The 20,791-nt window shown below is 58.0% G+C and carries 19 protein-coding genes; all 19 read right to left on the bottom strand.

Translation table 11 applies throughout. The features are described 5' to 3' along the window. Positions 1–24: 24 nt before the first annotated feature. The 19 genes from secM to ilvN all read right to left on the bottom strand — a co-directional run bounded on the left by secM (position 25) and on the right by ilvN (position 20,789). Entirely contained in the window at positions 25–525 is a 501-nt protein-coding gene (secM, locus tag AC6I8M_RS12645) for a secA translation cis-regulator SecM (RefSeq protein ID WP_041387019.1), read from the bottom strand. A 272-nt stretch (positions 526–797) separates the two neighbouring features. After that, positions 798–1,715 (bottom strand): UDP-3-O-acyl-N-acetylglucosamine deacetylase, encoded by a 918-nt coding sequence (lpxC, locus tag AC6I8M_RS12650; protein ID WP_010618128.1) that lies wholly within the window; start codon positions 1,713–1,715, stop codon positions 798–800. Between the two features lie 101 nt (positions 1,716–1,816). Next, complete coding sequence (gene ftsZ / locus AC6I8M_RS12655) at positions 1,817–2,971, bottom strand: cell division protein FtsZ (protein WP_010618129.1); 1,155 nt, start codon at positions 2,969–2,971, stop codon at positions 1,817–1,819. Between the two features lie 71 nt (positions 2,972–3,042). Next, positions 3,043–4,299 (bottom strand): cell division protein FtsA, encoded by a 1,257-nt coding sequence (ftsA, locus tag AC6I8M_RS12660; RefSeq protein ID WP_010618130.1) that lies wholly within the window; start codon positions 4,297–4,299, stop codon positions 3,043–3,045. Next, entirely contained in the window at positions 4,296–5,135 is an 840-nt protein-coding gene (ftsQ, locus tag AC6I8M_RS12665) for a cell division protein FtsQ (RefSeq protein WP_022547132.1), read from the bottom strand. Before ftsQ ends, ftsA begins: the two co-directional genes overlap by 4 nt. Position 5,136: 1 nt before the next feature. Then, positions 5,137–6,057, bottom strand: coding sequence for a D-alanine--D-alanine ligase (locus tag AC6I8M_RS12670; protein ID WP_010618902.1), 921 nt, complete (start codon positions 6,055–6,057; stop codon positions 5,137–5,139). Continuing rightward, positions 6,050–7,525, bottom strand: coding sequence for a UDP-N-acetylmuramate--L-alanine ligase (gene murC, locus AC6I8M_RS12675; RefSeq protein ID WP_058948735.1), 1,476 nt, complete (start codon positions 7,523–7,525; stop codon positions 6,050–6,052). The genes AC6I8M_RS12670 and murC overlap by 8 nt, the downstream gene beginning before the upstream one ends. A 70-nt stretch (positions 7,526–7,595) precedes the next feature. Beyond that, positions 7,596–8,654, bottom strand: a complete 1,059-nt coding sequence (gene murG / locus AC6I8M_RS12680) for an undecaprenyldiphospho-muramoylpentapeptide beta-N-acetylglucosaminyltransferase (RefSeq protein ID WP_010618900.1) — start codon at positions 8,652–8,654, stop codon at positions 7,596–7,598. Then, complete coding sequence (gene ftsW, locus AC6I8M_RS12685) at positions 8,651–9,865, bottom strand: cell division protein FtsW (RefSeq protein ID WP_010618899.1); 1,215 nt, start codon at positions 9,863–9,865, stop codon at positions 8,651–8,653. Before ftsW ends, murG begins: the two co-directional genes overlap by 4 nt. After that, positions 9,865–11,184, bottom strand: a complete 1,320-nt coding sequence (gene murD / locus AC6I8M_RS12690) for a UDP-N-acetylmuramoyl-L-alanine--D-glutamate ligase (protein WP_010618898.1) — start codon at positions 11,182–11,184, stop codon at positions 9,865–9,867. Before murD ends, ftsW begins: the two co-directional genes overlap by 1 nt. Positions 11,185–11,186: 2 nt before the next feature. Then, complete coding sequence (gene mraY, locus AC6I8M_RS12695; protein WP_010618897.1) at positions 11,187–12,269, bottom strand: phospho-N-acetylmuramoyl-pentapeptide-transferase; 1,083 nt, start codon at positions 12,267–12,269, stop codon at positions 11,187–11,189. Continuing rightward, on the bottom strand, positions 12,263–13,624 hold the full coding sequence (murF, locus tag AC6I8M_RS12700) for a UDP-N-acetylmuramoyl-tripeptide--D-alanyl-D-alanine ligase (RefSeq protein WP_010618896.1): 1,362 nt from the start codon (positions 13,622–13,624) through the stop codon (positions 12,263–12,265). The genes mraY and murF overlap by 7 nt, the downstream gene beginning before the upstream one ends. Beyond that, on the bottom strand, positions 13,621–15,108 hold the full coding sequence (gene murE / locus AC6I8M_RS12705; RefSeq protein ID WP_010618895.1) for a UDP-N-acetylmuramoyl-L-alanyl-D-glutamate--2,6-diaminopimelate ligase: 1,488 nt from the start codon (positions 15,106–15,108) through the stop codon (positions 13,621–13,623). Before murE ends, murF begins: the two co-directional genes overlap by 4 nt. Next, positions 15,095–16,864 (bottom strand): peptidoglycan glycosyltransferase FtsI, encoded by a 1,770-nt coding sequence (locus tag AC6I8M_RS12710; protein WP_022547131.1) that lies wholly within the window; start codon positions 16,862–16,864, stop codon positions 15,095–15,097. The genes murE and AC6I8M_RS12710 overlap by 14 nt, the downstream gene beginning before the upstream one ends. A gap of 16 nt (positions 16,865–16,880) precedes the next feature. After that, entirely contained in the window at positions 16,881–17,198 is a 318-nt protein-coding gene (ftsL, locus tag AC6I8M_RS12715; RefSeq protein ID WP_010615607.1) for a cell division protein FtsL, read from the bottom strand. Then, entirely contained in the window at positions 17,195–18,136 is a 942-nt protein-coding gene (gene rsmH / locus AC6I8M_RS12720; RefSeq protein WP_010615606.1) for a 16S rRNA (cytosine(1402)-N(4))-methyltransferase RsmH, read from the bottom strand. The genes ftsL and rsmH overlap by 4 nt, the downstream gene beginning before the upstream one ends. Positions 18,137–18,138: 2 nt before the next feature. Next, positions 18,139–18,597, bottom strand: a complete 459-nt coding sequence (mraZ, locus tag AC6I8M_RS12725) for a division/cell wall cluster transcriptional repressor MraZ (protein ID WP_010615605.1) — start codon at positions 18,595–18,597, stop codon at positions 18,139–18,141. A gap of 492 nt (positions 18,598–19,089) precedes the next feature. Continuing rightward, positions 19,090–20,100: a catabolite repressor/activator gene (cra, locus tag AC6I8M_RS12730; protein ID WP_010615604.1), complete on the bottom strand. Its 1,011-nt coding sequence runs from the start codon at positions 20,098–20,100 to the stop codon at positions 19,090–19,092. A 197-nt stretch (positions 20,101–20,297) separates the two neighbouring features. Beyond that, positions 20,298–20,789 carry an acetolactate synthase small subunit gene (gene ilvN / locus AC6I8M_RS12735; RefSeq protein ID WP_010615603.1) on the bottom strand — a complete coding sequence of 164 codons (492 nt, stop codon included), beginning with the start codon at positions 20,787–20,789 and terminating at the stop codon, positions 20,298–20,300. Positions 20,790–20,791: the final 2 nt, after the last annotated feature.

A 20,791-nucleotide genomic window follows, 5' to 3' on the forward strand; every position in this document is an offset into this window, starting at 1 on the left:
AGAAAAAGGAAAATAACGTTAGCTTTAAGCAATGAAAGGTCCGGCGCGGATGCCATGAATAGCAGCCTGCCAGTCAGCAGAAGAGTGAACGTTGGGCAAAACATGATGCGCTCGCGACGGCGGTGCCATCGCGGCTAAAGGTTGCGCGGGTGAAGTCAGCAGCGCCTGCAGCGAGTCAATCAGCGCCAGCTTTTGCGCCGCCAGCGGCAATGCATGTTCCGCTTCCGCTGTCGCGGGCGGCGTCATGCTAAAAGAGAGATGGCGAATGACGGTGCGGATGGCGTGCTGATGCCAGTAATCAACGTTGAAACTGGGGCGGCGCGCGCTTTCCTGCAGTCGAATCAGGTGATCAAACCGCACCACCTTGCCGGTAAACAGGCTGCTGACCGGCGAATCGCTGCTGGTGGGCTCTGCGCTTTGTGCACAGGCAGGCAGGCCGAGACTGGCCGCCACCATTCCCAACAGGAGATGAGGCCAGAAATAGCGTCTGCCGAGTTGTCGCCAGCGTGAGAAAATCCCGATCACCTTTCCTCCATCATGCCAGTCATTAAGCGATAAGCCAGAGTTGCATTACGCACCCTGCTTACATGAGCGCCAGATAATAGCACTTATGTGGGGCTTCGACATCAGGGATTAAAGGGCTTACGGCGGATTTCACGTTTTTTTGCGCAGGGTTTGGTCGCTGACAACAGGGTTTTGCGAGCGGGATTACAGCCTCAGCGGCAGGCAATAAAAAACGGCGGGTTCCACTGACCGGAGAGGGTGTCAGGGAAGTCCGCCGTTTGATGGCTGACTTATTAAGTCAGCACTAAATTTGGCGCTTTGAAGGCCAGTGGCAGTTCAGCTTCGTCTTCGAAGGTCGCCCATTCCCAGGCTTCCTGTTTCGCCAGCACCGCCTGCAACAGCTTGTTGTTCAGCGCATGGCCGGACTTAAACGCAGAGAATGCGCCAATCACGTTATGACCACACATGAACAGATCGCCGATGGCGTCCAGCATTTTGTGACGCACGAACTCATCTTCAAAGCGCAGGCCATCCTTATTCAATACGCGGAAGTCATCGAGGCCAATCGCACAATCTAAACTACCGCCCAAGCACAGGCCTTTAGACTGCAGATATTCGATTTCACGCATAAAGCCGAAGGTGCGCGCACGGCTAATCTGACGCACAAAGGATTCAGCCGAGAAATTGAGCTGGTAACGCTGCGAGCTTGAGTCGATCGCCGGATGTTTGAAGTCGATGGTGAAGTCGAGTGAAAAACCGTTGTACGGTTTGATCTCGGCCCACTTATCGCCATCTTCTACCCGTACCGTTTGCTTCACGCGCACGAATTTCTTCGCACTGTTCAGCTCTTCGACACCGGCATCCATCAGCAAATAAACAAAAGGCGCGGCACTGCCATCCATGATCGGAATTTCTGGCGCATCGACTTCAACAATAATGTTGTTGATACTCAGACCTGCTAATGCAGCATTCAGGTGTTCAACCGTCGAAATACGTACGCCTTCATCATTCACCAGGCAGGTACTCAGCATCGTGTCGCGCACGTATTTTGCATCAACCGGGAAATCAACCGGTTGATTCAAGTCAGTGCGACGATAGATGACCCCGGTATTAGCCGACGCAGGGCGTAAAGTCAGCGTGACTTTTTTGCCGGTATGCAAACCGACGCCAGTCGCCTGAACAATACGTTTTAATGTCTTTTGTTTGATCATCGCATTATCTCGAAATATTACCCATCTGAACGCCAGTATAAATTACCGACAGACGAATACTTTAGTACAAAGAGCGGATAATTCCAATTATCAAGATATTCTTAGTCTGCCTGTTTACGCAGGAAGGCTGGAATATCAAGATAGTCAGGCTCTTTGCTGGATGACGCTGGCTGGTCATTTACCACTTTCGCGGCCGGCTTCTGCTCCTGCGGCAGCGGCGCCATGCCGTGCTGCTGGTAGCGATGATCCATGACCGGCTGAGTCGCAGGCTTGTTGGTCACCAGGGTGATTTCCGGACGCTTGTCCATGCCGATACCGGTCGCCACCACGGTGACGCGCAGCTCGTCGTTCATCTCTGGATCCAGCGAAGTACCGATAACCACGGTCGCGTTGTCAGAGGCGAAGGCACGGATGGTGTTACCCACGGTTTCGAACTCATCCAGGCGCAGGTCGAAGCCCGCCGTGATGTTGACCAGCACGCCACGCGCACCCGACAGATCGATATCTTCCAGCAGCGGGCTAGAGATCGCCATTTCGGCCGCTTCTTCAGCACGGTCTTCACCACAGGCAACGCCAGAACCCATCATCGCGTAACCCATTTCTGACATCACGGTACGCACGTCGGCGAAGTCGACGTTCATCAGACCCGGACGGGTAATCAGTTCTGCGATACCTTGCACCGCACCTTTCAGCACGTCGTTAGCCGCACCGAAGGCATCCAGCAGAGAGATACCACGGCCCAGCACTTTCAGCAGCTTGTCGTTAGGAATGGTGATCAGTGAATCAACATGCTTAGACAGCTCAGCGATACCCTGCTCTGCAAATGCCATGCGTTTTTTCCCTTCGAAGTTGAAGGGCTTCGTCACCACCGCAACCGTCAGGATACCTAAATCTTTGGCCACTTCAGCCACCACAGGAGCTGCACCGGTACCGGTACCGCCACCCATGCCCGCGGCGATAAACACCATGTCTGCCCCTTCTAGCGCAGAACGCAGTGCTTCGCGATCCTCTTCCGCCGAGGTACGGCCGACTTCCGGGTTAGCACCCGCACCGAGACCTTTGGTGACATTGGTCCCGATCTGAATCGTCTGGCCGACCGCCGTTTTACGCAACGCCTGCGCGTCGGTATTCACAGCGAAGAATTCCACACCTTCGATACGCTCGCGTACCATGTGCTCTACGGCGTTGCCACCGCCACCGCCGACGCCGATGACTTTAATCACCGCGTCATTGGTTAATTCCATAGGTTCAAACATGATTTCTCTCCGTTATGTGCCTGTCGCCTGGAAATCATAAACATTGCCTGATGATCTCCTTTTTCAAAAAATTAAAACTCTTTCTTCAGCCAGCTGTTAATGCGTTTAAACCAATTGCCCACTGAAGCACGTTTTTCCGTTTCTGCATCACCGTTCATGTGTAACTCTTTGCCGTAATGCAGCAGGCCAACCGCCGTCGAGTAGTACGGCTCCTGCGCATAATCCGTCAGGCCGGTGATGTTAAGCGGCTGACCGATGCGTACCTGGGTGTGGAACACCCGCTGTGCACAGGCCGCCAGACCTTCAATCTGCGCCGCACCGCCGGTCAGCACAATACCGGCTGCCAGATGGTGCTTCACGCCCTGCCGGCGCAGTTGCTCCTGCAGTTGCAGAATCTCGTCGTTCACCAGATTCAGCAGTTCGGTGTAACGCGGCTCAATCACTTCTGCCAGCGTCTGGCGCTGCAGGCTGCGCGGTGGACGCCCACCCACGCTCGGCACCTCGACGTTTTCGTCTTTGCCGACAATCGAACCCAGCGCACAACCGTGACGCACTTTAATCGCTTCGGCGTCGGTTGGCGGTGTGCCAAAGGCATAAGTGATATCGCTGGTCACCACGTTCCCGGCATAGGGAATCACTTTGGTATGACGCAGCGCGCCGCCGGTGTACACTGCGATATCCATTGTACCGCCACCGATGTCAACAACACAGACTCCCAGCTCACGTTCATCTTCGGTCAGCACCGAAAAACTGGATGCCAGTCCGGCAAAAATCAGTTGGTCAACTTTCAGGCCACAACGTTCAACGGCTTTCTCGATATTTTTTGCCATATCGTTGTGGCAGGTGATGAGATGCACCTTGGCCTGCATACGCACGCCGGAAAGGCCAGCCGGGTTTTTGATGCCTTCCTGATAATCGATGGCGTATTCCTGTGGAATCACATGCAGAATCCGATGTTCATCGCGCACACGAACGGATTTCGCCGTATGCACCACGTTTTCCACATCATCCTGAGTGACTTCCTCTTCGGAAATCGGAACCATCCCGACTTCGTTCTGACAACTAATATGTTTGCCCGATAAAGCAAGGTATACCGACGAAATCTGGCAGTCTGCCATCAATTCCGCCTGGTCGATGGCGCGCTGAACGCACTTCACCACCGACTCCAGATCGTTCACGCCGCCTTTGTCCATACCGCGGGACGGGCAGCTGCCGACGCCAATAATGTTGACCATACCATCGGGCAGAATTTCCCCAACCAAGGCGGCGACCTTCGCAGTGCCGATTTCAAGTCCTACTACCAGTTTTCTGTCCGTTGCCTTGATCATTGTGGTTTAGCCTGTGCCTGGTTTTGTTGCTGATTACTGTCCTGTGGCTCAATCGGTGCCGGTGCCCAGCCTACTGCGGCGCCGGAGTCATAGCGTAGATCAACATAGCTGATGCGCTGGTTCTGACTCTGGCCCTGCTGCTGCAACTCCGGATAGAGCTCAATAAAACGGTTCAGACGCTTCATGGTGTCGCTGCGCCCCAGTTCGATGCGCACATCGTCGCTGGTCACCAGCTGCCACGAGCGCCGCGCCGTCATCGACGCGACCTTCAGGGTAAACTTACTGGCCCGCAGCACATCACTCATGGTGTGATAGCCGGCCAATACCTCTTTCTCACTGCCTTCCGGACCATACAGCATCGGCAACGTCTCTTTGCCGATGTGGCTGGCCGGGACGCTGAAGGAGACGCCATCGGCGTCCACCATGTGCGAGTCATTCCAGCGTGCCACCGGGACAAACTCCACCAGGTTTATGTTCAGCTTATCAGGCCACTGCTTGCGCACGCTAACCTGCTTAATCCACGGTAAACGCTCTATCTGCTGCTGGATAATATCCACGTTCTGCGACATGAACGTTCCCGGCGCGCCGAGCGATAAAATCGCCTGACGAATATCATCGTGCGTGGTGTAGTAGGTTTCGCCCGTCACCACCAGCTTCGACAGCGGCAGACGCGACGCATCATTCATCCACTTCAGCACCACCAAGCCGCCAGCCACCATGATGCCCATCACCAGCAGCAGGAACACTATGCCAAACAGCCGTGCTCCGTTGCTCCGTCCGGAGCGCGCACGCTCCTGAGGTTCGCGATTTCTAACGCCCAGTGCCACCTGAGACATATCAGTCAGCCAGCTCCAGAATGCGCGCCACCAGTTGCGGGAAGCTGTATCCCGCCTGCTTTGCCGCCATCGGCACCAGGCTGTGGCTGGTCATGCCTGGCGAGGTGTTCACTTCCAGCAGCTGGAAATTGCCGTCACCGTCGACCATCACATCAACCCGTCCCCAGCCGCTGCAGCCTAACGCGCGCCACGCGGCGAGCACTAATGTCTGCAGTTCAGCCTCTTTCTCCGCACTCAGGCCGCTCGGGCAGAAGTATTGAGTATCGTCAGAAATGTATTTTGCTTCATAGTCATAGAACTCGCTGGCGGTCTGAATTCTGATTGACGGCAGAATTTCGTCGCCGACAATGCCCACGGTGTATTCGGCGCCGCTGAGAAAGGCTTCCACCAGCACGTCATCATCATGGCGAAACGCCTCCTGCAGCGCGGCTGGCAGCGCTTCCGCCTGGTTCACGCGACTGATGCCGACGCTGGAACCTTCACAGCTCGGCTTCACAAACAGCGGCAGTCCGAGCGCGGCGATCGACGCCTGCGCTGAAGCATCCAGCCCCTGCTCATACTGCTGGCGCGTCAGCCAGACAAATTTGCCCGCCGGCAATCCCCTGCCCTGCCACAGCAGTTTGCTGCGCAGTTTATCCATGGTGATGGCCGACGCCATGACGCCGCTGCCGGTGTAGGGCAGTTGCAGAAACTCCAGCAGCGCCTGCAGCGTGCCGTCTTCGCCACCGCGACCGTGCAGCGCGATAAACGCTTTGGCAAAGCCCTGCTGCCAGAGATCCAGCACCGAGACGTCACGGGTGTCGACACCGTGCGCATCAATGCCCATCTCGCGCAGTCCCGCCAGCACCGCGCTGCCGGACATCAGTGACACCTCGCGCTCGGCGGAGGTACCGCCCATCAATACCGCGACTTTCTCAGCCATGGCGCGCCTCCGTGTTCAGAGCCGGCTGCAGCTGAATCTCAGCCAGCTTGCGGGCAATTTTGCCGATGTTGCCGGCGCCCTGCACAATCACCAGATCGTCGCCGGACAGCAGCGGCGCCAGCGCATCCGGCAGCGCTTCGTGCTCGGAGACCAGAATCGGATCGACCTTGCCGCGATTGCGGATGGCACGGCACAGTGAACGGCTGTCCGCGCCCGGAATAGCGGCTTCGCCCGCCGGGTAGACATCCAGCATCAGTAACACATCCACCTGCGACAGCACATTGGCGAAATCATCGAACAGGTCGCGGGTGCGCGTGTAGCGATGCGGCTGAAACACCATCACCAGCTTTTTCTCTGGCCAGCCGGCGCGCGCCGCTTTGATGGTGACATCCACTTCGGTGGGATGATGGCCATAATCGTCGACCAGCATCGCGCTGCCTGGCTTACCGTTAACGGCAGCGGTGTCAAACTCGCCCAGCACGTCGAAACGTCGACCGGTGCCCTGGAAACTCTCCAGCGCCGCCAGAATGGCGTTGTCGTCAATGCCCTCTTCACTGGCAACCGCCACGGCTGCCGCGGCGTTCAGCGCGTTATGGCGACCCGGCGCATTCAGCGTCACGTGCAGCACCGGCTTGTCCTGACGAATCAGGGTAAAGTGGCTCTGTGCGCCGCGCTGTTCGTAGTTTTCGACCCGCACATCCGCATCGTCACTGAAACCATAGGTGGTGACCTGACGGCCCACGCGCGGAATCAGATCGCGAATCACCACATCGTCCACGCACATCACCGCGCGCCCGTAGAACGGCAGGTTGTGCAGGAAGTTAATAAACGTCTGCTTCAGGTTCTCAAAATCGCCCTGATAGGTATCCATGTGATCCGCTTCGATGTTAGTGACAATCGCCACCATCGGTTGCAGATGCAGGAAAGACGCGTCGCTTTCGTCCGCTTCCGCAATCAGATAACGGCTGCTGCCGAGGCGCGCGTGCGTGCCCGCCGCTTTGACCAGACCGCCATTGACGAACGTCGGATCGAGGCCGCCTTCCGCATAAATACTGGTCACCATCGCGGTGGTGGTGGTTTTACCGTGCGTGCCGGCAATCGCGATGCCATGACGGAAACGCATCAGCTCAGCCAGCATCTCCGCCCGGCGGATCACCGGGATACGCTGCTCACGCGCCGTCACCAGCTCCGGGTTGTCCTGCGCCACGGCGGTGGAAACCACGACGACGCTGGCGTCGGTAACATTTTCCGGGCGATGGTTGAAGTTAATGGTCGCGCCCAGCGAGGCCAGATGCTGCGTAACCGGATTGGGCGCCAGATCCGAGCCGCTAATGTGATAGCCTTCGTTCGCCAACACCTCGGCAATACCGCCCATGCCGGCACCGCCGATGCCGACAAAGTGGATGTGCCGGATGCGACGCATCTCGGGCACAATAGAACGCAGTTTTGCCAATTGTTGTGTATTCATCTGTCTCTGTTACCTGTTTTCCCGTTTGCACCTGCATTCAGATGCAGGCCAGTCAAACTGACCGGTTAACTTACTTCGCGACGCGCGCAACCTCTTGTGCCACCCGTTCGGTCGCATCAGGAATCGCGACCTGGCGAGCTTTTTCCGCCATCGCCAGCAGCGTGGCGCGATCCCAGTGGCGCAGCATGTCTGCGACGGCCGCAGCAGTAAACTGCGGCTGCTCGAAAATTTTGGCCGCGCCGGCTTTTTTCAGCGGCAGCGCATTCCAGTACTGCTGACGATCTTTGTGCTGGAACGGCACGAAAATCGCCGGTAAACCCGCTGCCGCCACTTCACTGACGGTCAGCGCACCGGAGCGGCACACCACCACATCGGCCCACGCATAGGCTTGCGCCATGTCATCGATAAACTCGGTGACCTTGTGCTGTGGCTGGCCAGCGGCCTGATACGCCTGCTGCACGGTCTCCCGTGCGCCTTTGCCGGTCTGATGCCACAGCGTGATGGCGTCCCCTAGTTCGGCAGCGACCTGCGGCACGACCTGATTGAGGATGCGCGCGCCCTGACTGCCGCCAATCACCAGCACGCGAATCGGCCCGCTGCGGTGTGCCAGACGCTGCGCCGGAAGCGGCAGCGCCAGTACATCATTACGCACCGGGTTGCCCACCACCTCGGCAGTGGGGAACGCGCCCGGAAAGGCCTGCATCACTTTGGTGGCGATTTTCGCCAGCCACTTATTGGTCAGCCCGGCAATACCGTTCTGCTCGTGCAGCACCACCGGGATGCCGCAACTCCACGCCGCAAGGCCGCCCGGACCGGAAACATAACCGCCCATGCCCAGCACCACATCCGGCTGCCAGTTTTTCATGATGCGGCGCGCCTGGTGCCACGCATTGAAAATGCGCACCGGTGCCAGCAGCAGGGCCTTTACGCCTTTACCGCGCAGTCCGCTGATCCGAATGAAGTCGATATCGATGCCATGCTTTGGCACCAGATCGGCTTCCATCCGGTCTGCAGCTCCCAGCCAGCGCACCTGCCAGCCTTGTTCGATCAGATGATGCGCCACGGCCAGTCCGGGGAACACATGTCCGCCGGTACCCCCTGCCATGACCATCAGCCGTTTACCACTCATCGGGCACCTCGGGTAAACGCTTGGGCTTTTGCCAGACGCGTTTCATAATCAATGCGCAATAAAAATACGATGGCGGTCGACACAATGATCAGACTCGATCCACCGTAACTGATCAGCGGCAGCGTCAGGCCTTTGGTCGGCAGCATACCCGCCGCCGCACCAACGTTAACCAGCGCCTGGAAGCTAAACCACACGCCAATGGAACAGGCGAGGAAGCCGGAAAAACGCTGGTCGATCTCCAGCGCGCGACGACCAATCGACATTGCGCGAAAAGCGACGAAGAATACCATCAACAGCGCCAAAACCACACCGACATAACCCAACTCTTCACCGATAATTGAGAAGATAAAGTCGGTATGTGCTTCCGGCAGATACTCCAGTTTCTGCACCGAGTTGCCCAGGCCCTGCCCCCAGAACTCACCGCGGCCAAACGCCATCAGCGACTGGGTCAGCTGGTAGCCGCTGCCGAACGGATCTTCCCACGGGTTCCAGAAGGAGGTCACGCGGCGCATACGGTAAGGTTCCGCGATAATCAGCAGCACCACGGCGAAAATGCCGGAGCCGATAATCGCTAGTAACTGCCACAGTTTGGCGCCCGCCAGGAACAGCATCGCCAGCGTGGTAACAAACAGCACCACCACGGTGCCGAGGTCTGGCTGGGCCAGCAGTAGCACCGCCAGCACCACCATCACGCCCATCGGCTTACAGAAGCCCCAGAAGTTGTTCCGCACCTCTTCCACTTTGCGCACCAGATAGCTGGCGAGATAGCAGAACAGCGACAGCTTGGATAACTCCGCCGGCTGAATACGCAGCGGCCCGAGCGCGATCCAGCGCGATGCGCCGTTAACCGAGCTACCGACCACCAGTACGATCAGCAGCATCGCCACCGAAGCCATCAGCATCGCGTTACTGTAGCGTTGCCAGAAATCCATCGGTACGCGCAGCGTCACTAACGCCATACCCAGCGCCAGTGCGATATAAAAGGCATCACGCTTGGCAAAGTAGAACGGATCGTCGTTAAGACGCTGTCCAACCGGCATCGACGCCGAGGTGACCATGACAAAACCGATAATCGCCAGGCCAAATGTCAGCCACAGCAGCGTGCGGTCATATAGCACCACCGGCGCGTCGTCGTTGTCGCGCGCGCCCATCACCCAATCACGCAGGCGCAGCGAAATAAAACTGGCGATACTGGCTCCGGGAATACGCATCAGCTCAGCTCCTTCGCCAGTTGCGCGAAGCGATCGCCACGCTGTTCAAAATTACGGAACTGGTCAAGGCTGGCGCACGCCGGTGACAGCAGCACCATGTCGCCCGCCTGTACCTGAGCGGCAATCTGCGTCATCCCCTGTTCGAGCGTGTCGGTGCACGTCGCCACCGCCGGACGCAGCGCGGCCAGCGCGTCGCCGTGGCGGCCAAAGCAGAACAGGCGCACGTTGTCGCCCTGCAGATAGCGCGCCAGCGGCGTAAAGTCAGCCCCTTTGCCATCGCCACCCAGCAGCAGCCACAGCGTACCTTTCACCTGCAGGCCGTTAAGCGCGGCTTCGGTGCTGCCCACGTTGGTGGCTTTCGAATCATTAATCCAGCGCACGCCATGCGCTTCGTGCACCAGCTGGAAGCGATGCGGCAGGCCGCTGTATGTGGTTAACGCTTTCAGGCTGGAGGCTAACGGGATATTCACCGCATCGGCCAGCGCCAGCGCGGCCAGCGCATTGGTGTAGTTGTGCTGCCCGACCAGCTTCATCTCGTCGGTATTAAGGACTTTCTCGCCCTTCACCCGCAGCCAGGTACTGCCCTGCTGCTGGTTGAGGTGATAATCGCCAACGTCGATACCAAAGCTGACGCAGCGGCGATCGGCACCGCGCACCGGCATGGTCATGCCATCGTCGGCATTCACCACGCAGATATCCGCGTTTTCATAGATGCGTAATTTAGCGGCGCGGTACTGCTGCATGCCGAGCGGATAGCGATCCATATGATCCTCAGTGACGTTGAGGATGGTTGCCGCCGCCGCTTTCAGGCTGTAGGTGGTTTCCAGCTGGAAGCTGGAGAGCTCCAGCACCACATACAGCTGCGCCGGCGATTTGAGCAGCGTCAGCGCCGGCAGCCCAATGTTGCCGCCTACGCCCACCTGCCAGCCCGCGGCGCGCGCCATTTCGCCCACCAGCGTGGTGACGGTACTTTTGCCATTGGAACCGGTGATCGCCACAATCGGCGCCTGCGCTTCACGGCAGAACAGTTCGATATCGCCGACAATTTCAATGCCGGCGTCGGCCGCTTCGCTCAGCGCCGGGTGCGCCAGCGCGATGCCCGGGCTGGCGATGATCAAATCGCATGCCAGCAGCCAGTCGCTGTTGATACCGCCAACGTGGCGCTCCACCTGCTCTGGCAGTTTGTCCAGCCCCGGCGGTGACACACGGGTATCCATCACGCGGGGCGTCACGCCCTGCGCGAGGAAGAAATCAACACAGGAAAGGCCGGTAATGCCTAATCCAATGATGACGACTTTTCTGCCCCGATAGTCAGCCATGATTAACGTACCTTGAGCGTTGCCAGGCCAATCAGCACCAGCATCAGCGAAATAATCCAGAAGCGCACGATCACGCGCGGCTCCGGCCAGCCTTTCAGTTCATAGTGATGGTGAATCGGCGCCATGCGGAAAATACGCTGACCGCGCAGCTTGAACGAACCCACCTGCAGAATCACCGACAGCGTCTCAACCACAAATACGCCGCCCATGATCACCAGCAAAAATTCCTGACGCAGCAGCACTGCCAGCGTGCCCAGTGCGCCCCCCAGCGCCAGCGAACCCACGTCGCCCATGAAGACCTGCGCCGGATAGGTGTTGAACCACAGGAAGCCCAGACCGGCCCCGACAATTGCGGTACAGACAATCACCAGCTCACCGGCGTGGCGCAGATACGGGATGTGCAGATACTCGGCAAATTTCACGTTACCGGTCGCCCAGGCCACCAGTGCAAATCCCGCCGCGACAAAGACCGTTGGCATGATGGCCAGACCATCCAGACCGTCTGTCAGGTTTACCGCATTACCGGTACCGACAATCACAAAGTAGGCCAGCACCATGTAGAACAGGCCGAGCTGCGGCATAACATCTTTGAAGAACGGCACCACCAGCTGTGTGGCAGGCGTATCCTTACCGGCAATGAACAGCGCGAACGCCACGCCGAGCGAAATCACCGACATCCAGAAATATTTCCAGCGCGCGATCAGGCCCTTAGTGTCTTTACGCACCACTTTGCGATAGTCATCAACGAAGCCAATCACGCCAAAACCGACCAGCACCACCAGCACGCACCAGACGTAAGGATTGGAGGGATAAGCCCACATCAGCACCGAAACCGTGATGGAGGTCAGAATCATTATGCCGCCCATGGTCGGCGTGCCGCGCTTGCTGAAGTGCGACTCCGGACCATCGTTACGTACCACTTGGCCAATCTGCAGTTTCTGCAGCCAGGCGATCAGGCGCGGGCCCATCCATAAAGAGATGAACAGAGCGGTCAGCAGGCTGACAATGGCGCGAAACGTCAGATAGGAAAAGACGTTAAAGCCGGAATAAAATGCGACCAGATGTTCGGCCAGCCAGACTAGCATGTTCCTTTCTCCTGTAAGCTCTGTACTACCTGCTCCATGGCGGCACTACGTGAACCTTTAACCAAAATAGTGATGTCCGCATGTTGGGACAGCAGCGTGCGTAAACGTTCAGTCAGTTCAGCTTTACTGGCGAAATGTTCGCCCCGGCCGCTGCTTTCACTAATCAAATGGCTGAAGCTGCCGGTGCTCAGCACACAATCAATACCGGCGGCTTTCGCCGCTTCGCCCACCTGACGATGACAGGCTTCGGCTTCGTCGCCCAGCTCGCCCATGTCGCCGACCACCATGACGCGGAAGCCCGGCATGTCGCCCAGTACCTGTGCAGCGGCGGTCATCGAGCCAACGTTAGCGTTGTAGCTGTCATCCAGCAGCAGCTGATTACCGGCGAGGCGAATCGGGAACAGGCGCCCAGGAACGGGCTGTAAGGTTTTAAGGCCAGACTGGATAGCGGTTAACGGCGCGTCAACCGACAGCGCCAGCGCGGCAGCAGCCAGCGCATTAGCGATATTGTGCCGACCCGGCAGCGGCAGCTCGACGGCGATGTCGCCGCGCGGCGTGTGCAGGGTAAACAGCGTGGCGTCAGCGCGCAGTACGATATCGCTGGCGCGGAACTCCGCGTCTGCCATCGGCTGCGGCGAAAAGCGCCACAGGATTTTGTCAGCGAACTGCGACTGCCAGTTGGGCAGATCGTTGCTGTCAGCGTTGATGATTGCGGTGCCGTGCACCGGTAAGCCGCCAAAGATTTCGCCTTTGGCTTTTGCCACGCCCGCCAGTGAACCGAAGCCTTCCAGATGCGCCGCCGCCAGATTGTTGACCAGCGCGGTTTCCGGACGCACCAGATTGGTGGTGTAGGCGATTTCACCCTGATGGTTCGCGCCCATTTCAATCACGGCATACGCGTGTTGCGGGGTAAGACGCAGCAGCGTCATCGGCACGCCGTAATCGTTGTTGAGATTGCCCGCGGTGTACAGCGTTTCACCGCACTGGCGCAGAATCGCCGCGGTCATCTCTTTCACGGAAGTTTTACCGGAGGAGCCGGTCAGCCCCACCACGCGCGCTTTCGCCTGCTGACGCACCCAAGCGCCGAGCTGACCAAAAGCGATACGCGTGTCAGCGACCACCACCTGCGGCACGTCAACCGCTAAACGACGATTCACCAGCAGCGCCTGTGCGCCACTGGCGATAGCGTCTGCGGCAAAATCGTACGCATCAAAACGTTCGCCCACCAGCGCGACAAACAGGCTGCCTAGGGTGACTTTACGGGTATCCGTGGTGACATCCGCAATAGTGAGATCGCTGCCGTGCAGTTGCCCACCGCTAATCTCTGCCAGGATCTGTAGCGTAACCGGAATCATGCCATTACCCCCAGCAAACGGGCGACGGTGTCGCGGTCAGAGTAGTCAAGGCGGCGGTTGCCGATGATTTGATAATCTTCGTGGCCTTTACCGGCCACCAGCACGATGTCGTCGGCGCTGGCCTGCATCACCGCATGGGTGACCGCCTGCGCTCGTCCTGCAATGACGCAGGCCCGGCCCGGATCGAGCAGGCCGGTGAGAATGTCGTTAATAATCGCCGTCGGCTCTTCGCTCCGCGGATTGTCATCGGTGATCACCACGATATCGGCAAACTGTTCGGCAATCGCGCCCATCAGCGGACGTTTGCCTTTGTCACGGTCGCCACCGCAGCCAAATACGCACCACAGCTGGCCCTTGCAGTGCAGCCGGGCCGCTTCCAGCGCTTTTTCCAGCGCGTCTGGCGTATGTGCGTAATCCACCACTACCGTCGGCTTGTGCACGGCGGTGAACACTTCCATACGACCGCACACCGGCTGTAGCTGGCTGGCACTGGCTACCAGCGTGTCGAGCGGATAATCCAGCGTCAGCAGTGTCGCCAGCGCCAGCAGCAGATTGCTGACGTTAAAGGCACCCATCAGGCGGCTGTCAAACTCGCCATTGCCCCAGCTCGAACTGAACTGCACGTGTGCGCCGCCGTCGTGATAATCAATCACCGTCGCCTGCAGCCAGCGGCCACGACAGCCGGGCTGTAGGTTGTTGCTCAGCGTGACAGCCACGGCATCCGGTAATTTTTCCAGCCAGCGGCGGCCCACTTCATCGTCGGCGTTGATGATGGCCTCGCCTACCTGATGCTCAGAGAACAGCAGCCACTTGGCTGATTCGTAGCCCTGCATGTCACCGTGATAATCAAGGTGATCGCGGCTCAGATTGGTAAATACCGCGGCGGCAAACGGCAGCGCGGCCACGCGATGCTGCACCAGACCGTGCGAGGAGACTTCCATCGCGGCGACGGTAGCCCCCTGCCCGACTAGGTCGTGCAGAATATGCTGTACATCCACCGCCGAGCCGGTGGTGTTTTCACTCGGCACCAGCTGACCGTACAGGCCATTGCCCACCGTGCCCATCACCGCGCCGGTTTCGCCCAGCAGGTTGGCCCACTGCGCAATCAGCTGCGTGGTGGTGGTTTTGCCGTTAGTGCCGGTCACACCAATCAGCTTCAGTTTGTCAGCCGGCTGCTGGTAGAAACGCCCGGCCAGCGCGGAAAGGCGCTGCGGCAGCTGGGCCAGATAGATGACCGGGACGCCGTGCATCTCGCGGATATCACCATCGCTGGCTTCGCCTTCAGCCTCGGCAATGACCGCCGCCACACCCTGGGCGATGGCCTGTGGAATAAATCGACGTCCATCAGCATGATGACCCGCCACGGCGATAAACAGATCGCCAGCAGCCGCAGCGCGGCTGTCCAGTGTCATGTCACGGAGTGGACGCGCCAGCGCGCCAGGCACCCACGGGGCCAGCAAGTCGCGCAGGTTACGATCTGTCACTTGACTCCTCACTTCTCTTATTCTTCACCAACTCGTTTTTATCCATCGTTGGCAGCGCATCCGGTTCAATGTTCATGGTGCGCAGAACACCGCCCATGATGGCGCCAAACACCGGTGCAGAAACCGCACCACCATAATATTTACCGGCCTGGGGATCGTTGATCACCACCACCAGCGCAAAACGCGGGCGACTGGCAGGCGCAACGCCTGCGGTGTAAGCAATGTATTTATTAACGTAGCGTCCGTCCGGCCCGACTTTTTTCGCGGTACCGGTTTTGATCGCGATGCGATAGCCCTTGATGGCGGCTTTAACGCCACCGCCACCCGGCAGCGCCACGCTTTCCATCATGTGCACCACGGTTTTCACCAGGTCTTCCGGGAAAACGCGCTCGCCCGCCACCGGCGGGTCAACTTTGGTAATCGACAGCGGGCGATTGATGCCGTAGCTGCCAATGGTTGCGTAGACTCGCGCTAACTGTAACGGCGTTACCATTAGCCCGTAGCCGAAAGAGAAGGTGGCCCTCTCTATGTCAGACCACCGTTGTTTTTGAGGGTATAAGCCACTACTTTCCCCGACCAGCCCCAAATTGGTCGGTTTACCCAAGCCAAAGCGCGCGTAAGTTTCTACCAGCGCTGAGGAGGGCATCGCTAACGCGAGGCGCGAAACCCCGACGTTACTCGACTTCTGCAGAACCCCGGTAAGGGTCAATTCGTTATAGCGCGCCACGTCTTTGATCTCATGACCATTGATGCGATACGGCACGGTGTTCAGAACGCTGTTCTCTTTCACCACGCCGCGCTGCAGTGCGGTCATCACCACCATTGGTTTTACGGTGGAACCCGGCTCGAAGATGTCAGTAATGGCGCGGTTACGCATGACGTCTTTCGGCGTGTTGCTGAGATTATTGGGGTTGTAAGCCGGGCTGTTGGCCATCGCCAGCACTTCGCCGGTGTTCACGTCCACCAGCACCGCAGTGCCCGATTCGGCTTTGTTGAAGGCAACGGCATTGTTCAGTTCGCGATACACCAGCGCCTGCAGGCGCTCGTCGATGCTCAGCGTCAGGTTGTGTGCGGCGCGGCTGTCGACCGAGGAGATATCTTCAATCACCCGCCCGTAGCGGTCTTTACGCACGGTACGTTCGCCCGGCTCGCCGGTCAGCCATTTATCAAAGCTTTTTTCAATGCCTTCAATGCCCTGGCCGTCAATGTTAGTGAAGCCAATCAGGTGGGCGGTGACCTGGCCGGCCGGATAGTAGCGGCGCGACTCCTGACGCAGGTAAATACCGGGCAGCTTGAGCTTTTTCACGTATTCGCCAATCGCCGGGTTAACCTGACGGGCGAGGTAAATAAAGCGTCCTTTTGGATTGGCGTTGACGCGCGCCGCCAGCTGATCGAGCGGGATCGACAGCGCATCCGACAAGGCTTTCCAGCGGCTATCAACGGTGACGCCGCCGTGCTCGGTCAGCTCTTTGGGATCGGCCCAGATGGCGTTAACCGGCACGCTTACCGCCAGCGGGCGTCCGGCGCGATCGCTGATCATGCCGCGTGCGGTAGGCACTTCCTGCACGCGCAGCGAACGTAAATCGCCCTCTTTGACCAGCATATCCGGGCTGATGACCTGCAGCCACGCCACGCGCGACAGCAATCCGCCCAGCGCCAGAAGAATACAGCCGCACAGCAACGCAAAACGCCAGCTTACAAAGCTGGCCTTATCTTCCTTTTTTCTTAACTTCAGCGTTTTGCCTGCGCCGCTCATTGGGGTCTGCGATTCCTTATTTCTGCACCACAATATTTTCCTGTGAAGGATCAACATGCTGCAACTGCAGCTTATCGGTTGCTATCCGTTCTACCCGGCTATGATCGCCCAGCGCATTCTCTTCGAGGATCAGGTTGCGCCATTCGATATCCAGCGCATCACGCTCCAGCACCAGCTGCTCACGCTGCGCCGTCAGCAGACGGGTCTTATGCGTGGTGGTCACCACCAGCACCGAAGAAACCAGTACGGCGATCAGCAGCAGCGGGATCTTGCCAAAACGCAGCAGATCGCCACCAATGACGCCGGGCAGGCTGTGACGCTCATTGCCAATCACGATGCGGTTCTCTCAGCGATACGCAGGACCGAACTGCGCGCGCGCGGGTTGTCTTTGACTTCGGCCTCGCCAAGAATCAGCTTGCCGAGGGTTTTCAGTTCACGTCCACCCAGCGCTTTCAGCTGGCTCTCGGTCATCGGAATCCCGGCCGGCACCTGCGGACCGCGGCTCTGGTCACGCATAAAGCGCTTCACCAGCCGATCCTCCAGCGAGTGGAAGCTGATGATGGATAAACGCCCGCCCGGTGCCAGCACCGTCAATGCCCCTTTTAGCGCGATATCGATCTCTTCCAGCTCACTGTTGAGCCAGATGCGTATCGCCTGGAAGCTGCGCGTCGCCGGATGCTTGAACTTATCTTTGACCGGCGTTGCCGCCGCAATCAGATCGGCCAGCTCTTTGGTGCGCGTCATCGGCTGTTCCCGGTTGCGCTCGACGATGGCGCGGGCGATGCGTTTCGCGAAGCGCTCTTCCCCGTAGGTTTTCAGCACAAACGCAATGTCTGCCTCTTCCGCGCTCTGCAACCACTCAGCTGCCGACTGACCGCGCCTGGGGTCCATACGCATATCCAGCGGCCCGTCGCGCATAAAGGAGAAACCGCGCTCGGCGTCATCCAGCTGAGGCGAAGAGACGCCCAAATCCAGCAGTACGCCGTCGATTTTGCCGGTCAGCCCGCGCTCTTCGACATACTCAGCCAGCGCTGAAAACGGCCCGTGCACAATCGAAAAACGTGGATCCTTTATCTCAGCGGCTGCGGCTATGGCTTGCGGATCGCGGTCAATCGCCAGTAACTGCCCGTGCGCGCCAAGCTGCGACAGGATCAGGCGTGAGTGACCACCGCGACCAAAGGTGCCGTCAATATAAATGCCGTCTTCCCTGATATTAAGGCCGTTAACCGCCTCATCCAGCAGCACCGTGGTGTGTTTAAAATTTTCCTGCATAGCTATAGCGACAAGTCCTGCAACCGCTCAGATAAAGGCTCCTGAGCTGACTGTTCTGCGTCAATATCGTCCTTAACTTGTTGATACCAAGTCTGTTCATCCCACAGCTCAAACTTGTTGAACTGTCCAACCAGCATCACTTCTTTGGTCAGGCTCGCATGCTGGCGCAACGTATTCGCCAGCAGTAAACGGCCTGCGTTATCCATCTGGCACTCGCTGGCATGTCCTAACAGCAGACGCTGCACGCGACGCTCGTTCGGATTCATACTGGATAACTGGGCCAGTTTTTTCTCAATAATTTCCCATTCGGGCAGGGTATAAAGCAGCAGGCAGGGCTGATGGAGGTCAATGGTGCAAACCATTTGACCCTGAGACTCTGCGAGCAGCAATTCGCGATAACGCGTCGGCACCGCCAGGCGCCCTTTGCTGTCGAGATTGACTAACGTTGCTCCACGGAACATGCCAGCCCTACCCCTCAGTTACCCGTTTTCACCACTTTATCCCACTTTTTACCACGAAACGAGTTTACGGAGCCGATGAAATCCTTGTCAAGCCGCAACGGCAAGTGAATATCACTCTTTACACCGAATGAAATTAACCGGAGAGAAGAATAAGAGGAGAATGAATGGTCAATTTAAAATTAACCTGATGAATAACAGTATAAAAAAATTTGCGTCAGATTTATCGGTGAAAATTAGCGCAATTTTACCGCTGCGATTATTCTGCCCCAATCTGCGACGGCGGCGGCATTTTAGGGGATTTCTGAAAGAAAGCCCAGCACCATCGCGTCAGCTCTGCTATGCGCGATTGCTGAATGATGTAAACAAATAAGAAAATCCAGCGCCGATAATTCGTTAGCCGGGGCTATGATAATTTACGCTTTTTTACGCCCGTGTGCGCCTGGTTAAATATGGGAAGGAGAAATTAGCGCGGGCGACGTCTCGCCCGACGCTTCATTTAGCGCGACGACTTAATTGTCCGCGGCGGAATAAATTACGGCGGATACGGGTTAACCCTGGCTTCGGTTTGCGTGGCTCATCCAGCGAAGCCAGCACCAACTCCAGCACACGCTCAGCAACATCGCGATGGCGCTGCCCTACCGCCAGCACCGGGCACTCCAGAAAGTCTAATAATTCGTGGTCGCCGAAAGTCGCAATAGCCAGGTCTGTCGGCAAGCGGCCGTCACGCTTCAGCGTCACGTCCATCACCCCCTGCAACAGGCCAAACGACGTGGTAAACAGCGCTTCGGGCATCGCGTGGTCTTCGAGGTATTTTTCAAACAGCGTCGCCGCAGCGGCGCGGTCAAAGCTGTTGCAATAGATGAAATCGATCGGGCGTTCATCGCCCTGCCACGCCTCGCGGAAACCCATTTCACGCAGGAAGCTGACCGACAGCTCCGGCAGCGCGCCGAGAAACAACACGTTTTTCACCGGCAGCTGACGCAATTCAGCCGCCAGCGCCTGAGCGTCATCCTGATCGGCACCAACCACGCTGGTGAAGTGTTCACGATCCAGCGCGCGGTCCAGCGCGATAATCGGCAGCGGATCGTTGACCCAGCGCTGATAGAACGGGTGTTCCGGCGGCAGCGACGTGGAGACGATGATCGCATCCACCTGACGCTGCAGCAGGTGCTCAATGCAGCGCATTTCGTTATCCGGCTGATCTTCGGAACAGGCAATCAGCAGCTGATAGCCGCGCTGACGCGCCTGGCGTTCAAGATAGTTCGCGATGCGGGTATAACTGGTGTTTTCCAGATCGGGGATCACCAGACCAATCGAACGGGTGCGTCCGGCGCGCAGACCCGCAGCCACCGCGTTGGGGTGATAGTTGTATTCACGCACCACCGCCATTACTTTCTCAACGGTTTTGTCGCTGACACGATATTGCCGCGCTTTGCCATTAATGACATAGCTCGCCGTGGTGCGCGACACGCCCGCCAGGCGCGCAATTTCATCCAGTTTCACGATGACACCTTAATTCTGATAAGCCAGGGCTGGCGAAAATGTCCGCAGAGTAGCTAAGGGTAAAACATTTGTAACATCTAACCGCAGAACAGTACGCTGAGCAACCGCTTTTCATGCACAAGCGGCCGAAGCGCATAAAATAAAAAAACCCGGCATTCCGCCGGGTTAGCTTGAAAACCGATGATAACTTTGCGGTATTAACGCATTACGCGATCGCCTCGTGATACCCCGACGATGCCGGAACGCGCCACTTCAACGATTTCCGCCACTTCGCGTACGGTGTTCAGGAACGCGTCAAGTTTATCGCTGGTGCCGGCCAGCTGAACCGTGTACAGCGTCGGTGTCACATCGATAATCTGCCCACGGAAAATTTCCGCGCTGCGTTTAACCTCTTCACGACCGTACCCGCTGGCCTGAATCTTCACCAGCATGATTTCACGCTCGACGTAAGCGCCCTGCCCCAGTTCGCTGACGCGCAACACGTCCACCAGCTTGTGCAGCTGCTTTTCGATCTGCTCCAGCACTTTCTGGTCGCCCACGGTCTGAATGGTCATGCGCGACAGTGTAGGATCGTCGGTCGGCGCGACGGTCAGGCTCTCAATGTTATAGCCGCGCTGGGAAAACAGCCCCACCACGCGCGACAATGCGCCGGATTCGTTCTCCAGCAGAACTGATAAAATACGACGCATAA

Source organism: Type-A symbiont of Plautia stali, assembly GCF_059731155.1.

What these genes read in the sequence shown, in the direction of transcription:
- lpxC (WP_010618128.1), bottom strand. Translation starts at nt 1,715, where the DNA reads ATGATCAAACAAAAGACATTAAAACGTATTGTTCAGGCGACTGGCGTC.
- ftsZ (WP_010618129.1), bottom strand. Translation starts at nt 2,971, where the DNA reads ATGTTTGAACCTATGGAATTAACCAATGACGCGGTGATTAAAGTCATC.
- ftsA (WP_010618130.1), bottom strand. Translation starts at nt 4,299, where the DNA reads ATGATCAAGGCAACGGACAGAAAACTGGTAGTAGGACTTGAAATCGGC.
- ftsQ (WP_022547132.1), bottom strand. Translation starts at nt 5,135, where the DNA reads ATGTCTCAGGTGGCACTGGGCGTTAGAAATCGCGAACCTCAGGAGCGT.
- AC6I8M_RS12670 (WP_010618902.1), bottom strand. Translation starts at nt 6,057, where the DNA reads ATGGCTGAGAAAGTCGCGGTATTGATGGGCGGTACCTCCGCCGAGCGC.
- murC (WP_058948735.1), bottom strand. Translation starts at nt 7,525, where the DNA reads ATGAATACACAACAATTGGCAAAACTGCGTTCTATTGTGCCCGAGATG.
- murG (WP_010618900.1), bottom strand. Translation starts at nt 8,654, where the DNA reads ATGAGTGGTAAACGGCTGATGGTCATGGCAGGGGGTACCGGCGGACAT.
- ftsW (WP_010618899.1), bottom strand. Translation starts at nt 9,865, where the DNA reads ATGCGTATTCCCGGAGCCAGTATCGCCAGTTTTATTTCGCTGCGCCTG.
- murD (WP_010618898.1), bottom strand. Translation starts at nt 11,184, where the DNA reads ATGGCTGACTATCGGGGCAGAAAAGTCGTCATCATTGGATTAGGCATT.
- mraY (WP_010618897.1), bottom strand. Translation starts at nt 12,269, where the DNA reads ATGCTAGTCTGGCTGGCCGAACATCTGGTCGCATTTTATTCCGGCTTT.
- murF (WP_010618896.1), bottom strand. Translation starts at nt 13,624, where the DNA reads ATGATTCCGGTTACGCTACAGATCCTGGCAGAGATTAGCGGTGGGCAA.
- AC6I8M_RS12710 (WP_022547131.1), bottom strand. Translation starts at nt 16,864, where the DNA reads ATGAGCGGCGCAGGCAAAACGCTGAAGTTAAGAAAAAAGGAAGATAAG.
- rsmH (WP_010615606.1), bottom strand. Translation starts at nt 18,136, where the DNA reads ATGCAGGAAAATTTTAAACACACCACGGTGCTGCTGGATGAGGCGGTT.
- mraZ (WP_010615605.1), bottom strand. Translation starts at nt 18,597, where the DNA reads ATGTTCCGTGGAGCAACGTTAGTCAATCTCGACAGCAAAGGGCGCCTG.
- ilvN (WP_010615603.1), bottom strand. Translation starts at nt 20,789, where the DNA reads ATGCGTCGTATTTTATCAGTTCTGCTGGAGAACGAATCCGGCGCATTG.